This window comes from Oceanobacillus sp. HCA-5259, assembly GCF_037892815.1.
GTDB classification, from domain to species: domain Bacteria; phylum Bacillota; class Bacilli; order Bacillales; family Amphibacillaceae; genus Oceanobacillus; species Oceanobacillus indicireducens.
Genome location: NZ_JBBKBV010000016.1, coordinates 56,312 through 71,549 on the forward strand (window position 1 = coordinate 56,312; position 15,238 = coordinate 71,549).

A 15,238-nucleotide genomic window follows, 5' to 3' on the forward strand; every position below is an offset into this window, starting at 1 on the left:
TCTCTTGACAAAAACTCACATATATTGTTTAATACACAATATATAGTGTGTTCACTCGTTAATTGATACCATATATTGTTTTAAATATTATAAAACGTGGTACTACATAATTATAACACATTACACATAAAAAGATGAATAAAGGAGTGGTTTCGTGTCGACGATATTAGAAAAAGTGAATGGAATTGATGTTGTTTCATTGAATAAGGATATTGAATTATTTGATGTAGTACATCCGATTACTAGTGATATGAAGCTCACACATAGTGGAGTCTCACGCTTAGTTATGCTCGACAGATACGCTTTTAAAGATACAGGAAAAGCTACATTAAAAACTGGTGATTTTGTTGTTTTAACAGTGAAATCCGATCCTAAATTCCCAGCTAGAGGGTTAGGATTTGTACAAGCAATCAATTGGGAGAAAAATGAAGCAGATATTAAAGTTCTGGATGAATTTGTATCTACCCTCGATAACGAAGTAGAGATGGAAACAGGTATTATCACGCGTTCGCTTGATGTAATTGATAAACCGCTTGAAGTCTTTTATGAGCAAATCGCTAAACGAAATGCGACCGGCTTAGCAGTAGTGGAGGAAACGGAAGAAAAACGTAAAGAATCATTTGAAATGTTTTATAAGGAACTAGCTGATCTTAATTTCGTGCCAGCAGGACGTGTGTTATACGGTGCAGGTGCAAATACGGATGTAACATACTTTAATTGCTATGTGATGCCATATGTAAAAGATTCCCGGGAAGGTATTTCCGATCACCGGAAGCAAGTAATGGAAATCATGTCCCGTGGTGGAGGAGTAGGGACAAATGGTTCAACACTTCGTCCGAGAAACACATTGGCACGCGGAGTAAACGGAAAGTCATCCGGATCCGTATCCTGGCTTGACGATATTGCCAAACTGACTCATTTAGTAGAACAAGGCGGATCGAGACGTGGTAAATCTGCTTAAGTGCCTCGTCTATAAATAAACCTCGTGAATTGCTGGAAACTCTTTTTATGACTTGCTGGCTACAACGTAACTGGAAACGGTAAGCGTGAATGCTTGAAAACAGCAAGTGGTTAAAGACAATCAGCAGCCAAGCACCTGTTCGAATGGTGAAGGTTCAACGACCATCGAAAGCACACTTAAATGTGGAAGCGAGTAGAGTAGGAGTCAAGTGACTCCGAAGTGCGAGGACATTCGAAAGGGAATGTAAGATATGGTCTGAACTTCAGGGTGACCTGGAGAGTTGATGTAACGGATCAACGCAACATAATTGGCGCAAATGATTATGCTTGTGGATTCTCACCCGGATATTATTGAGTTCATCATCTCAAAAATGCAGAATCCGCGTATTTTAAGATATTTAATCGAAAATACGGAAGATGAACAAATCAAAACGCTGGCAAGAGAAAAACTGAACTTCACTCCACTTACAGAGACGGAGATTGATTTATATACAAGTGTACAAAACTATAAAGGTTTCCCAGGCCTTGGAGGATTTACAGAGGCCTCCATGCGTGAGGCTGGGCAGAAGTTAAGAGATGGCGGTTCCTATAGTGTTCATAATCCAGATTTCCTAACAGGAGCTAATATTTCCGTATGTATTACAAAAGAATTCATGGAAGCTGTAGAAAATGACGAAATGTATGAACTGCGCTTCCCGGATGTGGAAAATTATACACCGGAAGAAATGAAAGCATATAACGAAAAGTGGCATGAAGTTGGCGACGTTCGTAAGTGGGAAGCAATGGGTTATGGTGTTCGCGTTTATCGCCGCATCCGAGCTAAAGAACTATGGAACTTAATCAACGTTTGTGCGACCTATTCTGCAGAACCTGGAATTTTCTTTATCGATAACGCGAATGATATGACAAACGCATCAAGCTACGGACAGCAAGTTGTCGCAACAAACCCATGTGGAGAACAGCCACTCGCACCCTACAGTGTATGTAACTTGGCTGCTGTAAACTTAGCGGTAATGGCTGACAAGGTAAACAAAACAGTGGACTATGAGAAACTAAAAGAAACAGTCCGCACCGGAGTTAGAATGCAGGATAATGTTATTGATGCAACACCATATTTCCTTGAAGAAAATAGAAAGCAAGCCCTCGGTGAACGTCGGGTTGGCCTTGGGGTAATGGGGCTGCACGACCTGCTCATCTACACGGAAACGAGATATGGTTCAGCAGAAGGTAACGCACTTGTTGATAAAGTATTTGAAACAATTGCAACGAGCGCTTACCGAGCTTCCATTGAACTTGCAAAAGAAAAAGGCAGTTTCCCGTTCTTGATCGGTGAAACAGATGAAGAAACGAATCGGTTGCGTCATGCATTTATCAATACTGGTTATATGAAAACAATGCCGGAAGATATTCGCGAAGGTATTTTGAAACACGGTATTCGTAACTCCCACTTGCTAACAGTTGCTCCGACTGGAAGCACTGGAACAATGGTTGGGGTATCGACTGGGCTTGAGCCATACTTCTCCTTCTCCTACTTCAGAAGTGGTCGCTTAGGTAAATTTATTGAAGTGAATGCAGCAATTGTTGAGGAGTATTTGGAGAATAATCCAGAAGCAGATAAAGAAAACTTACCAGAATGGTTCGTATCTGCGATGGATCTTTCAGCTGAAGAACATGCGGATACACAATGTGTCATCCAGCGCTGGGTAGACAGCTCTATTTCGAAAACAGTTAACGCTCCAAAAGGCTACACGGTTGAACAAGTAGAAAGTGTCTATCAGAGATTGTACAAGGGAGGAGCAAAAGGCGGAACCGTATATGTTGACGGAAGCCGTGACTCTCAAGTACTGACACTGAAAGCCGAAGAAAATACAGTTGGCGAGCAGACAGAATTGTTCGAAGATGAAACTGATAAGCCGAAAGTTGTTTTAATGGACACAATTCAAGAACTGGATTCTACAAATGTAAATATCGGTTCTGAAATTGGGGATACGTGCCCGGTATGTCGCCAGGGAAGCATTGAGGACATTGGCGGATGCAACACATGTACAAACTGTGCTGCCCAATTAAAATGTGGTATATAAAAGTTAAACTAGAAATGGAATTTGATAAAACAACCTCTTAGGTATATAGCCATAAGAGGTTGTTTTTTGCTATTGTATGGGCTAACTCTGCATTTGTCACGTATTAATGCTCTTTAATACCCCTACCTTTAAACAAGAGGGAAAACCAAAAAGGTAAGGTGGGGGATATACAGCCCGTAAATACCTGATTCTGTTCAACTAACATTCAGTGGGGGAGGTAAGGAAACCCCGACTGAATGAAGTTTCATTTTATTTCAACGCGTTTCGTAACAAGTATTTTCAAAAAATAATAAAAATGGTATAGTATATAGAACCAATATTAGAAAGAGAGTGATAGATGATGACAGTCTGCATCGATAATCCCAATATTAGCAAAAAAAGGGCGGGAGTAGAACGGAGCATTGTCTATATTAATTAATACAGTGTAAAAAAAGTTTGCTTCCGCATCAATGAGCGGAGGATAAAAGTTGAATTTTTCAAAACAGAATACTTTTTACGTTTTTTTATGGATAATTGTAAGTCAATTTGTTTCTTTATTGGGATCATCAATGACCCGGTTTGTGTTAGGTATTTGGGTTTATCAGTCTACAGGCCAAGTGCTTAACTTTGCAATGGTTTTGGTTGCAAGTTATTTACCGAGTGTTGTGGTCTCTCCATTTGTTGGTAACTACATTGATCGTAAAGGACCTAGATTGGCTTTGGCTGTCGGTGGGATTTTAGGAACTGGAGTACTCGCGATTGGAACGGTTGTTGCGATGGCTGATGGGCTCATGTTGTTTTTTATTTTTCTTCTGACAATAACATTATCTGTTGTAAGTGCGCTAGAAACGCCTGCCTTACAAACGCTGACACCGATGCTAATTTCGGAAGAACGCTTGTCACAGGCAAATGGAATGCTTGCATCTGCAACCTCAACAACGAATATTGTTGGACCAGTACTTGGCGGTGCGCTTTATGCCTTTGGTTCAATAGACTGGATTATAGGAATCAATTTTGTCACCTACTTGCTAGGATTAATTGTTGTTCTTATTTTATGGGAACGTCTAGATAAAAAAATTGAGAACGACGATAAAAAGCAACAGACCAGCTTTTGGTTAGATTTAATCAATGGATTTCACTATACATACAGTCATAAAGCATTATTTTCAATGATTATGTTCCATACTTGGCTTAATGTTGCACTAGGGGTAAATAGTGTCATTCGCCAACCTTATATTTTAGACTTTGGTTCAGAAGAGCAGTTTGGGCTTGTGACTTCTTTATTTGGTGTTGGCATGGTGCTTGGTAGTATTGTTATGTCAACCTTGAAAGTAAAAAACAAGATGATTAGGTATGTTCTTTTATCTTCACTGGGGATGGGACTTGCTGTACTCCTAACAGGGCTAACCGAGCGCATTTGGTTGATCGGCTGCATATGGATTGTGATGGGTTTTTTATTGCCGATTACGAATACATTAAGTATTACGCTTATTCAGCGTAATACAGATCCTGTATACCTAGGTCGAGTATTTTCAATTTCCAGAATGCTTTCATGGGCAACACTTCCGTTAGCTTATGTCATTGGAGGATTAGCAGGAGACTGGCTAGTAAGTTATCAAGTTACATTTATGTTTTTAAATCCGTACGGGTTCTTACTTGTAGTGGCAGGAGTATCTATTTCGGTCATTATTGCCTACTACTCCCTTTTTAGCAGCATTGAAGAGCTAGAGAAAAAACAAAAGACCATATAACGTTGTAAATGAAAACCGGCCTTCTTTAATAGATTGCCGGTTTTCAGGGTCTTTTGAAAAATATGGTAAGAAATTGGGTGAAGTTTAGCAAAATTGATGGAAAGAGGGGGAATGAAACAGAGTGAGTACCCACAATAATAAGATTTAGTACGTTTATTTGTTTTCTACTCTTTTGGATTTTGTTTGATTGTTAGGATATAATCCTCAATCAACGCTTTCTGTAAGCGAAAATATAGCTTTGGAAAATAAATTGGAGGCTTATATAGAAGAACATGAGGAGCAGGCAAAACTTTTCCAGGCGATTATCGATAATTCGCATGTAACAGGAATCTTGTTGACTTATCTTTATTCTTTTTAGTATAATTACTTGTCTCCTTCGTGTTTTTAAGGTATTCTAAAAGTGAAAGAAAAAATTTTGCGTTGGATAAACTTTGATGCACGATGAAATGAGGTGAAGATATGCCAACACCGAGTATGGAAGATTATATTGAGCAAATATATATTCTCATCGAAACCAAAGGATATGCCCGTGTATCGGACATCGCTGAAGAGCTAGATGTTCATCCGTCATCCGTAACGAAAATGATCCAAAAGCTTGATAAAAGTGAATTCGTTAATTATGAGAGATACCGTGGTTTTATGCTGACAGACAAGGGAAAAAAAGTTGGCGAGAGGCTACTATATCGCCATGATCTTCTTGAAGATTTCCTTGAGATAATTGGGGTAAAAGAGGAAAATATTTACGATGATGTCGAAGGTATTGAACATCATTTAAGTTGGAATTCCATCGATCGAATTGATGATTTAGTGAGATATTTTAAAGAAGATGAACAGCGAGTCAAGGATTTAAAAGCACTACAGCAATCGAAGCTAAGTAACTAACACGCGAGCATGCCAACCAATGCCGCGTGTTTTTTTGCATAAACCGGCATGTAGATTGTGTTCAGCCCCTACTGTATTTTGATAACAAAATTCAAAATAAGTTCTAAATACATCCCCATCTTTCGTAAGTATTAATACTACGCAAAAATCAGGGGGAGGATTATGCGAATAGATGCGGTGTTTTCGGGTGGTGGGGTAAAAGCATATGCTTATATAGGTGTACTGGAAAGTATTGAGAAACACCAATTAGAGCTTGAACGTGTCGCCGGGACATCGGCAGGTGCAATCATTTCAGCATTAATAGCAGCTCGCTATACGTATACAGAAATTGAACAAATTATTCGCGAACTCAATGTGAAATTATTTATGGACCCACCGATACTAACGAAATACTTTCCTTTTATGAAATGGGGGTTTCTCTATTTTCAAATGGGAATTAACAAAGGGGACAAATTGGAAGAATGGCTGACCGAAATATTAGCAGCGAAAAATATTCGGACGTTTAAAGATTTGAAAGAGGGTTATTTGAAGATCGTTGCAAGCGACTTATCGCTTGGGAGGCTCGTTGTTTTTCCTGACGATCTTATGCCGCACTATGGTCTTGATCCGAACCTTTTCCCAGTAGCAAAAGCGGTACGGATGAGTGCAGGCTTTCCGTATTTCTTCATGCCGAAGAAACTTCCAGGTAAAACAAATAATAAAAGCATTATTGTGGATGGAGGATTGTTAAGTAATTTTCCACTTTGGATTTTTGGACGCAAAAAGCAATTACGGCCCGTTCTTGGTGTGAAATTGACAGAGAAAGATGAAATGTTGAACGAGCCACAAATTATTACAAATGCGCTTAATATGTTTCACGCTCTATTTCTTACGATGAAGAAGGCGCATGATATGCGGTATATTTCGAAAGCAGAGGAAGATAAAATATTATTTATACCTGTACATGATCTTGCGGCAACAGATTTTAACCTGTCAGAAGAGAAAAAATTGGAACTTGCTGCTATAGGGAAAGAGGCAGCAGATCAGTTTCTTAGGGGCTGGTCAGGCTAGAAGCGGATTTAAAAATAAAAGAAGCCGGACCGAGTTACTTAGAAAGTGGCTCGGTCTTTTCCTTTTGTTTTCGATTTATTTCCTTCAATTACCCGTAAATGGGTAGGACGCCTTTTACCTTTCCGTGATCGGTCAGTTTTTCGATTAGCTAAAGGGGCCGGAGTTGGTTTCTTAGGTGCAGCTTGTTGGTATTTTGATTGGGATTGTTTCACTGCTTGTTTATATTTCTTCATTTCATCGGACGAACCTCTTGAACGGTTAACAATAAAATAGAGCAACGCAAAAATAGCGACGGCAAAACCGAGCATCATAGCCATTCCCATTAGAAAATTACGAGTATTTCCGAACAGCTGTGTAATCAATCCGAATACAGCAAGGGCGATAATGATGTAAAAAAGATAAGCTATTTTATTACGCTTCATGAAGAAGTCCTCCTTTCCTTCATAAAAATACACTCTACTAGCTATATACCACAATTAAGCATCGGGAAACTTAGAAGTTACGGAAAGAACTGCATCTGATAAAGTGAAACTTCATTCAGTGGGTTTCCTTACTGTATACCCCCCACTTTCACATGTTGGGCTTCCCTCATGTATAGAAGTGGGGGTTACAGACCGTTAATGCGTGATAAACTATTAACAGTTTTGACCAGTAACATAAAACTATACGTGATAATTCATGTTTCTTATTTGTCTGATATCACTAATGTTTCCCTGCTTTAATTGTACTAAAAATAATAACATAAGACTATTGGTTAAGCTTATTATTATAATGAAATATTGTTTTCCGAGTGAAAGAAAACTTTAGGATTGGTCATACTACTGGTTGAGGTGATCAACTATGGCGGAAAATAAAGATAAGAAGCAAGATACAGCTTCTAACTACTCACTTGGTCGAGCACTTATAATTGGAGCGGTTGGCGGATTTCTATGGAGCTTGTTTCTCGCAGTTTCTTATTTTTTCAACTTGACAGAAGTTGCCCCAAAAACATTTTTATTGAAACCGTGGATACAAGCAGGGTGGTCTGATCGTTTAGTTGGTCATATTGTTGCTATTATTATAGCGAGCATCTTATCTCTTTTCCCGGCGGTTATTTATTTTGGCTTATTCCGGAAAGTAAATTCAATCTGGATGGGGGTTGGGTATGGTATTTTACTTTGGGGGATTACCTTTTTCCTCATGCAACCGCTCCTTCCCTATACAAGACCAATGACGGATCTCAACTTGGAAACATGGGTTACGACTGTGTGTATATTTATATTATATGGTCTCTTCACCGGTTATTCCATTTCCTATGATTATCATGAAACAAAGATACGCAAAATCAGACAAGAGCCGGAAAGCTAGTCTTTAAAAATTACCATTCAAGGTAACATTATGATACACTAAAAAAACGATGAACTATATTGAAAAATTTGATGGGGGAAGAGATGAACGATGGTTAAATTACAGAAACTGCGGGAAAAATTACAAGAAAACAAATTAGACGCTTTTATTATTGCTAGCCAAATCAACAGAAGATATATTAGCGGTTTTACCGGTACGGCAGGCGTTGCAATTATATCGGATAAGGACGCTCGGTTTATCACAGACTTCCGTTATACTGAACAAGCAAGTGCACAAGCTGAAGGCTTTCAAGTGATTGAACATAAACAGGGTCTGGATGCCGAAGTGAAAAAGCAATTAAACGATATGAATGTAAACCAGGTAGGCTTTGAAAAAGATTATACTACATATGGGCAATTTGAAACGTATAAAAAAATGTTGGATGTGGAGCTAGTTCCAGTCAGCGGTCTTGTGGAAGCTTTACGGATGATTAAGACACCGGAAGAGCTTGCGATTATGAAGCAAGCAGCCGAGATTGCGGATGATGCGTTTGTGCATATCCAATCTTATATCAAACCGGGAGTAAAAGAAATTGAGGTCGCTAATGAGCTGGAATTTTTCATGCGCGGTAAAGGGGCCACATCCTCAAGCTTCGATACGATTGTTGCTTCTGGACACCGTTCTGCCATGCCGCATGGGGTAGCTTCTGAAAAAGTAATCCAAGCAGGGGAACTGGTTACATTAGATTACGGCGCCTTGTACAAAGGATACTGCTCGGATATTACGCGAACAGTAGCAGTTGGTGAAATTAGTGATGAACTTCGGAAAATTTATGATATCGTGTTAGAAGCGAATATGCGTGGGGTAAGAGAGATTAAACCGGGTATGACCGGAGTTGAAGCGGATGCCATCACAAGAGATTATATTACCGAAATGGGTTATGGGGAGAACTTTGGACACTCGACAGGGCACGGTCTCGGTATGGAGGTTCATGAAGCGCCAGGACTCTCCACATGTTCTAAACAAAAATTAGAACCGGGTATGGTCGTAACAGTAGAGCCAGGAATCTATGTAGCTGGGGTTGGCGGCTGCCGAATTGAAGATGATATTGTCATTACAGAAGAAGGAAATAAACGGTTAACCACCTCATCAAAAGAATTCATTCAATTAGGATGACACATAAGGAGGAAAATTAATGATTTCAGTAAACGATTTTAAAACAGGTCTTACGATTAAAGTAGATGGAGATATTTTGCAAGTAATTGAGTTCCAGCATGTTAAGCCAGGAAAAGGAGCTGCATTTGTCCGTTCGAAATTACGTAACTTGAGGAATGGTAATATCCAAGAAAAAACATTCCGCGGCGGTGAAAAGGTAGAACGTGCTCATATTGAAACGAATAAAATGCAATACTTGTATGCTTCAGGTGATTCCCATGCATTCATGGATACAAATACGTATGAACAAATTGAAATTCCAGGAAGCCGTCTCGAGCATGAATTAAAATTCATCGTGGAAAATATGGAAGTTACAGTTATTTCTTATGAGGGCGAAATTCTCGGAATCGACCTTCCTAAAAACGTGGAGCTTGAAGTTACGGAAACCGAGCCAGGAATCAAAGGCGATACCCAAAGCGGCGGTTCCAAATCAGCTACATTAGAAACAGGTATAACCGTACAAGTTCCATTATTTGTGAATCAAGGGGATAAACTAGTCATTAGTACCGACGAAGGCAAATACGTTTCCCGTGCAAACTAAAATTTATCACGTATTAACGGTCTGTAATACCCCCATCTTTAAACATGAGGGAATCCCGGGATGTGAAGGTGGGGGATATGCAGTCCGTAAATACCTGATTCTGTTCAAATAACATTAAGTGGGGGTAGGGAATTCCCCACTGATTGAAGTTTCACTTTATATAAAAAACAGGGTAGCATTCCACAGGATGCAGCCCTGTTTTTTTGTATGTAATCATATTTTGTTTTATGATTCATACATTTTCTATATAGTCTCGAATGCAATAGAAGAGGAGTAGGAGATTATCATGGAAGAGATTTTACGGATTTTCCCACCAGAAATGAAGAGTCATATTGCTTTAAAAGTTGGCAAGCGCTGGGACAGGCTGGAAGAGATACGCTGCCGTCTTTATCAACCAGTAGAACTGATTTTTGAAGATCAAGTGGAATGGATAACAACAATTGTCCCTGACAAGAGGACGGGTGTTTTTTTGCTAAATCAATTAAGTGAATTTTCCTTGTATCGTATGGAAAATGAATTGCGCGAGGGCTTTATTACGATAGAAGGCGGTCATCGAGTTGGTATCGCGGGAAAGGTGAATACACGGGAAGGATCAGTAAAAGCAATACAACATATTTCTTTCTTCAATATCCGTATTGCACGACAGAAATTAGGGGTGGCCGAATCACTTATGCCTGTACTCTACACCAAATCGTACGAAAACACATTAATAATTGGCCCGCCCCAGTCTGGAAAAACAACCTTAATTCGTGATATAACCCGGCTTGCATCTAGCGGATGGAAAGATAAATCAGGCAGAAAAGTTGCCGTGATTGATGAACGCTCTGAAATTGGAGCAGCAATTCAAGGGATTCCTCAGCATGATTTAGGAAGCAGGACAGATGTAATGGATGGCTGTCCAAAAGCTGAAGGAATGATGATGATGATCCGATCGATGTCTCCAGAAGTGCTAGTCGTTGATGAGATTGGTGGAAGTAACGACATCAACGCTTTAAACGAAGCGATCCACTCTGGAGTAACTGTTGTTTGCTCGATCCATGGCCAATCGCTGGAAGATTTAAGGAAACGGCCCCTTGTCCGTGAACTCATCGAGACGCGCACACTTAAGCGGTTTGTCGTTTTAGGGAAGCGCAGATCCGAAAGACAAAAAATTCGAGTGTTTGACGAAGCAGGCGAGCGTATTCAATCATTTGGAGATGGCTTGTGATGAAATGGTTAGGAGCAATCATACTTGTTATTGCGACTACTTGTATAGGTTTATACTTCAGCTTTCGCTTTGAGAAACGTCCGAAGCATATCAGGCAGTTAGAAAGCGCTCTACAATTGCTTGAAGCAGAAATTACGTACAGTCAAACCCCTTTACAACTCGCATTCCAAACGATTTCCCGCCAGTTACCACATCCGATCAGTCATTTTTTTCAGTCACTCAGTGAAGCAATGCTTAAGCAGGAAATCGACTTCAATGTCATCTGGAATGAAAAAACGGAAGAATTGAGAAAGATGACGAGTTTAAAGAAAAATGAAATTGAAGTTCTGAAACAATTCGGAAATTCACTAGGCCAGCACGATTTCATTCAGCAGCAGAAACAAATCCGGCTTGCTTTAACCCATTTGGACCGGGAATTGGAAGAAGCGCGGGATGAATCTTATAAATATAGTAACTTAGCGAGAAGCTTAGGCGTCTTAACAGGAATATTTATCGTGTTATTGCTTTTATAGCGAGAAAGGGGTATGACCATGCTCACCGATGTATCTGTTCTTTTCCAAATCGCAGGCATAGGCATTATTGTAGCGCTTATCCATACGATATTAAAGCAGATGGGAAAGGAAGAAATTGCCCAATTCGCTACTTTAATCGGATTTATTATCGTTCTTTATATCGTCATTAATGGACTGCGTGATTTATTTAATCAGATTAAATCGGTATTCCTGTTTTAAAAAGGACAAGTAATAAATCCTTAGGAGATAAAATATGGATATATTACAAATTGTTATTGTTTCCATTATTGCAAGCATTCTTTTCATCCTATTAAAAGATGTGAATCCGACCTTTGCCTTTTTCATTGTTATTGTTGTTGGCATCATGATATTCGCAAGTGTCATCGGGCAAATCCGCTTAATATTCCAAGTAATCCAATCGTTGGGAGATCAAGCAAATGTTCCTGGATTGTATCTAGAAACGATTTTAAAAATAATCGGGATTGCTTATATTGCAGAACTGGGGGCGAGTATGACACAAGATGCCGGTTTACAGTCGGTTGCCAAAAATATCGAACTCGCCGGAAAAATATTTATTTTACTGCTCGCCATTCCAATTATTACATCCGTTATTGAAGCAATCGTTAGTTTCCTTCCAACAGTTTAAGGAGCAATCATATGAGTAGAAAAACGGGTTTCATCTTATTTGTATTCTTATGCAGCTTCTGGATCGGAATCCCGGTACAAGCAGAAGAAGATAGACAAGAAAATTTTGAGCTGAATGAACAATTACTTGAAGAAATATCCTTGGATGCAGTTGAGGATTATTGGGAAACGCTTGCCAGTGAATATGGCGGTTATATTCCTAATGCAGAGCGGACATCTTTCATCGATATTGTGAAAAATTTGGACAGTCTTTCATTTAAAGAAATCGCACTCGGACTTCTTGATTTTTTGTTCCATGAATTGATTTATAACGGAAAATTATTAGGCAGTCTGTTGCTGCTTACCATTTTTTCTATCATTCTGCAGACGATGCATGCCGCATTTGAAAAAAGCACTGTTAGTAAAATTGCTTATTTCATTGTCTTTCTCGTCCTGATTTTCATTGCCTTATCAAGTTTCTATACGGTAATCACTTACGCAAAACAAACAATTGATACGATGAGCAGTTTTATGATCGGCTTGCTACCGCTCATTCTGGGATTAATGGCGACATTTGGAAATGTATTTGCTGTATCTTTCTTTCATCCGATAATTATATTTCTCATTCATTTTACGGGTGTATTTATTTCATTTTTCGCTTTACCATTATTATCCTTCGCAGCATTGCTTGTCATTATTAGCAGCATTTCAGAAAACTATAAAGTTACAAATCTGGCGAATTTACTTCGGTCTATCACGGTAAGCAGTCTCGGGGTCTTGCTGACCGTCTTCCTTGGAGTTATGTCTGTGCAAGGGGCAGCGAGTGCTGTTCAAGACGGTGTCGCCATGCGGACAGCTAAATTCATTACAGGGAACTTCATTCCGGTAATTGGAAGAACGTTCACAGATGCAGCAGACACGATATTAACCGCTACATTATTACTTAAAAATTCCTTGGGAATTGTTGGGTTGCTAATTATTTTATTAATTTGTCTGTTTCCTGCTATAAAAATCTTAGTTATCGCATTTATTTACAGAGTGGCCGCTGCGGTTCTAGAACCGCTTGGGAAAGGACCGATCATTACGACATTACAGGCGTTAAGCACTTATATACTCTATGTTTTAGCTTGTTTGTTAGCAGTTTCGTTTATGTTTCTGCTTGCGATCGTTTTGATTGTTGCGGCAAGTAATCTAACCCTTCTCTTAAGGTAGTGTGATTGGAATGGAAATGTTAACGAATTGGATTACACAAATTATTATCTTTATATTGGTAGCAACGATTATTGATTTACTCATCCCTAATTTATCAATGGGAAAATATATCAAACTTGTCTTAGGTCTCATTTTAATTCTCATTTTACTATCACCGATATTTTCCTTGTTTAATTTGGACTTCGAGCAAGCTGTTGCTGATACGTACCGAAGCATTTTTGATACAGGAGGTGAAATGGAGGAAGTTCAAGATTCCATTGAATTGCAAAAAAGTGAAATAGAATCGACTCATGATGCATATATTTTAGAAGAAATGGCTGTCCAACTCACATCCCTTACAGACGAAGCATTACAGACAGAATACGATGCCCGCATAACAGACATTAGCTTTGTCTTTGCAGATGAAGCAGAGAAAACGTATGAAGGACTAGATGAAGTAATTGTCTATCTGGAAAAATCGACGGCTAGGGAGGGACAAATAAAACCAGTCGAGAAAATAGTAATCAACGCGGAAGAAGACCAAGAACTGGAAGAAGCGGATGAACCTATTGTCGAACTACTGAGGGATCGCTGGGAGCTGCAAGATAAAAAAATTACTGTTTACTGGGAAGGGGGGGCATCTTGAAACGATTTATTGATAAAATATTTTCCGCAGAGTCAGGACAGAAAAAGCCACTACGGCCAAAATACTTTATTATTCTTGGTTTAGTCGGTGTGCTGCTGCTGCTCATCAGTAATTTATTCCAAAAAGACGACCCGGAAGAAACAGAATTTCATTACGAACCTGAAATAACAGAACAGCAAGCAGAGTCGGGGGAAACATCATCGGAGGCAGTAGCAGATATGGAACAACTTGCAAATGGGTACCAACAAGATTTAGAAACAATGCTTAATAAGATTCAAGGAGTTTCTGAAGCAGAAGTGATGGTTAATCTCGATTCCTCCGATGTCAAAGTGTACGAGCGTAACTTAATATCAGGAACGCAAACGACTAATGAGGAAGACCAAAGCGGTGGTACAAGACAAGTAGAGGATCGTACAGAAGATACGCAAGTCGTTTTAGTACGTCAAGGAGATACGGAAAAGCCGCTCCTTGTTCAAACGAAACGACCGGAAGTAAGAGGAGTATTTGTTGTAGCAAAGGGTGCAGAACAACCGAGTGTAAAAAGTTGGATCATCGAAGCAATTTCCAGTGTCCTGGATGTTCCTTCCCATCGAATTTCTGTTATGCCTAAAGATTAAGGAGGAGAATGATGTTAAAAAAACAGACGGTTTGGTTGTTGACGATGTTAAGTTTATTAATTGTGTTGAGTGTGTATTATATTATGTCGCCGAATGAAGGTGACCTAGCCTTTATTAATCAAGAAGATGAATTAAAAGAAGACGTAGCTGAAACAGATTCCACTTCAGAAGAATTGGCTGAAGCAGAGGTTACCGATATTACAAATGTTGCTGAGGATGAATTATTTACAACGATTCGTATGAAGGTGCAAGATGACCGGAGCAGGGAAAGATCCCGCCTTGAGTCGATCGTAGCTTCTGGTTCAGCAAGTATCGAAGAAAAAAATAGTGCATTAGAAGGAATTGATGAAATAGAGACAGTGGAGATGAAGGAAGAAATTCTCGAGGAATCAATACTTGCTGAAGCCGGATATGAAGATGTGTTAGTGAGAAACACTGCTGGCGAAAAGGTTCATGTACATGTCCGAGCAGATGAATTATCCGATGAAGAAGCCTTGCGGATCATGCAAATGGTAAGAGACGAATTCGACCGTGACATTCCAGTCGAAGTCAATTACTAATCATTCCCAAAACCAAAAACGACCCACCCAATCCAGACGCCCCAACGTCTGGATTTCTTGCTGTATCCCTAACAACCAACAGGAACTTACCAAACA

General features: G+C 39.4%; 15 protein-coding genes and 2 pseudogenes. 16 read left to right on the plus strand and 1 reads right to left on the minus strand.

Annotated features, from left to right (window positions below; genetic code table 11):
- Positions 1-154: 154 nt before the first annotated feature.
- The 5 genes and pseudogenes from WKU33_RS10700 to WKU33_RS10720 all read left to right on the plus strand — a co-directional run.
- A pseudogene (locus tag WKU33_RS10700) lies at positions 155-949 on the plus strand (ribonucleotide reductase N-terminal alpha domain-containing protein); the annotation flags it as partial.
- 322 nt (positions 950-1,271) lie between these two features.
- Positions 1,272-3,041 (plus strand): annotated as a pseudogene (locus WKU33_RS10705) (vitamin B12-dependent ribonucleotide reductase); the annotation flags it as partial.
- Positions 3,042-3,508: 467 nt separating this feature from the next.
- On the plus strand, positions 3,509-4,771 hold the full coding sequence (locus WKU33_RS10710) for an MFS transporter (protein WP_336251402.1): 1,263 nt from the start codon (positions 3,509-3,511) through the stop codon (positions 4,769-4,771).
- 459 nt (positions 4,772-5,230) lie between these two features.
- Positions 5,231-5,653: a transcriptional regulator MntR gene (gene mntR / locus WKU33_RS10715; RefSeq protein ID WP_156856768.1), complete on the plus strand. Its 423-nt coding sequence runs from the start codon at positions 5,231-5,233 to the stop codon at positions 5,651-5,653.
- A gap of 162 nt (positions 5,654-5,815) precedes the next feature.
- Positions 5,816-6,703 carry a patatin-like phospholipase family protein gene (locus WKU33_RS10720; RefSeq protein ID WP_336251403.1) on the plus strand — a complete coding sequence of 296 codons (888 nt, stop codon included), beginning with the start codon at positions 5,816-5,818 and terminating at the stop codon, positions 6,701-6,703.
- A gap of 38 nt (positions 6,704-6,741) precedes the next feature.
- Here WKU33_RS10720 and WKU33_RS10725 read toward each other — a convergent pair whose 3' ends face one another.
- Positions 6,742-7,125: an SA1362 family protein gene (locus tag WKU33_RS10725; protein WP_156856766.1), complete on the minus strand. Its 384-nt coding sequence runs from the start codon at positions 7,123-7,125 to the stop codon at positions 6,742-6,744.
- Positions 7,126-7,543: 418 nt separating this feature from the next.
- On the opposite strand from WKU33_RS10725, the gene WKU33_RS10730 reads away from it, so the two are divergent.
- The 11 genes from WKU33_RS10730 to WKU33_RS10780 all read left to right on the plus strand — a co-directional run bounded on the left by WKU33_RS10730 (position 7,544) and on the right by WKU33_RS10780 (position 15,142).
- On the plus strand, positions 7,544-8,050 hold the full coding sequence (locus WKU33_RS10730) for a YqhR family membrane protein (protein ID WP_188858729.1): 507 nt from the start codon (positions 7,544-7,546) through the stop codon (positions 8,048-8,050).
- Between the two features lie 90 nt (positions 8,051-8,140).
- A complete protein-coding gene (locus tag WKU33_RS10735; RefSeq protein ID WP_340454484.1) occupies positions 8,141-9,205 on the plus strand; it encodes a M24 family metallopeptidase in 1,065 nt (354 codons plus the stop codon).
- A gap of 19 nt (positions 9,206-9,224) precedes the next feature.
- Positions 9,225-9,785, plus strand: a complete 561-nt coding sequence (gene efp / locus WKU33_RS10740; RefSeq protein ID WP_156856763.1) for an elongation factor P — start codon at positions 9,225-9,227, stop codon at positions 9,783-9,785.
- Positions 9,786-10,071: 286 nt separating this feature from the next.
- The gene (gene spoIIIAA / locus WKU33_RS10745) at positions 10,072-10,992 is read left to right on the plus strand and encodes a stage III sporulation protein AA (protein WP_336251405.1); all 921 of its coding nucleotides are present in this window, start codon (positions 10,072-10,074) and stop codon (positions 10,990-10,992) included.
- A complete protein-coding gene (gene spoIIIAB / locus WKU33_RS10750; RefSeq protein ID WP_336251406.1) occupies positions 10,992-11,504 on the plus strand; it encodes a stage III sporulation protein SpoIIIAB in 513 nt (170 codons plus the stop codon). The genes spoIIIAA and spoIIIAB overlap by 1 nt, the downstream gene beginning before the upstream one ends.
- Positions 11,505-11,522: 18 nt before the next feature.
- Positions 11,523-11,723, plus strand: coding sequence for a stage III sporulation protein AC (gene spoIIIAC / locus WKU33_RS10755; protein ID WP_156858077.1), 201 nt, complete (start codon positions 11,523-11,525; stop codon positions 11,721-11,723).
- 34 nt (positions 11,724-11,757) lie between these two features.
- Complete coding sequence (gene spoIIIAD / locus WKU33_RS10760; RefSeq protein WP_156858078.1) at positions 11,758-12,150, plus strand: stage III sporulation protein AD; 393 nt, start codon at positions 11,758-11,760, stop codon at positions 12,148-12,150.
- A gap of 11 nt (positions 12,151-12,161) precedes the next feature.
- Positions 12,162-13,340 (plus strand): stage III sporulation protein AE, encoded by a 1,179-nt coding sequence (spoIIIAE, locus tag WKU33_RS10765; protein ID WP_188858734.1) that lies wholly within the window; start codon positions 12,162-12,164, stop codon positions 13,338-13,340.
- Between the two features lie 10 nt (positions 13,341-13,350).
- Positions 13,351-13,965 carry a stage III sporulation protein AF gene (gene spoIIIAF / locus WKU33_RS10770; protein ID WP_156858080.1) on the plus strand — a complete coding sequence of 205 codons (615 nt, stop codon included), beginning with the start codon at positions 13,351-13,353 and terminating at the stop codon, positions 13,963-13,965.
- Positions 13,962-14,582, plus strand: a complete 621-nt coding sequence (spoIIIAG, locus tag WKU33_RS10775) for a stage III sporulation protein AG (protein WP_336251407.1) — start codon at positions 13,962-13,964, stop codon at positions 14,580-14,582. Before spoIIIAF ends, spoIIIAG begins: the two co-directional genes overlap by 4 nt.
- A gap of 11 nt (positions 14,583-14,593) precedes the next feature.
- Positions 14,594-15,142, plus strand: a complete 549-nt coding sequence (locus tag WKU33_RS10780; protein WP_336251408.1) for a SpoIIIAH-like family protein — start codon at positions 14,594-14,596, stop codon at positions 15,140-15,142.
- Positions 15,143-15,238 lie beyond the last annotated feature (96 nt).

What these genes read in the sequence shown, in the direction of transcription:
- WKU33_RS10730 (WP_188858729.1), top strand. Translation starts at nt 7,544, where the DNA reads ATGGCGGAAAATAAAGATAAGAAGCAAGATACAGCTTCTAACTACTCA.
- mntR (WP_156856768.1), top strand. Translation starts at nt 5,231, where the DNA reads ATGCCAACACCGAGTATGGAAGATTATATTGAGCAAATATATATTCTC.
- spoIIIAA (WP_336251405.1), top strand. Translation starts at nt 10,072, where the DNA reads ATGGAAGAGATTTTACGGATTTTCCCACCAGAAATGAAGAGTCATATT.
- WKU33_RS10780 (WP_336251408.1), top strand. Translation starts at nt 14,594, where the DNA reads ATGTTAAAAAAACAGACGGTTTGGTTGTTGACGATGTTAAGTTTATTA.
- spoIIIAD (WP_156858078.1), top strand. Translation starts at nt 11,758, where the DNA reads ATGGATATATTACAAATTGTTATTGTTTCCATTATTGCAAGCATTCTT.
- spoIIIAC (WP_156858077.1), top strand. Translation starts at nt 11,523, where the DNA reads ATGCTCACCGATGTATCTGTTCTTTTCCAAATCGCAGGCATAGGCATT.
- spoIIIAE (WP_188858734.1), top strand. Translation starts at nt 12,162, where the DNA reads ATGAGTAGAAAAACGGGTTTCATCTTATTTGTATTCTTATGCAGCTTC.
- WKU33_RS10725 (WP_156856766.1), bottom strand. Translation starts at nt 7,125, where the DNA reads ATGAAGCGTAATAAAATAGCTTATCTTTTTTACATCATTATCGCCCTT.
- spoIIIAF (WP_156858080.1), top strand. Translation starts at nt 13,351, where the DNA reads ATGGAAATGTTAACGAATTGGATTACACAAATTATTATCTTTATATTG.
- WKU33_RS10735 (WP_340454484.1), top strand. Translation starts at nt 8,141, where the DNA reads ATGGTTAAATTACAGAAACTGCGGGAAAAATTACAAGAAAACAAATTA.
- WKU33_RS10720 (WP_336251403.1), top strand. Translation starts at nt 5,816, where the DNA reads ATGCGAATAGATGCGGTGTTTTCGGGTGGTGGGGTAAAAGCATATGCT.
- efp (WP_156856763.1), top strand. Translation starts at nt 9,225, where the DNA reads ATGATTTCAGTAAACGATTTTAAAACAGGTCTTACGATTAAAGTAGAT.
- spoIIIAB (WP_336251406.1), top strand. Translation starts at nt 10,992, where the DNA reads ATGAAATGGTTAGGAGCAATCATACTTGTTATTGCGACTACTTGTATA.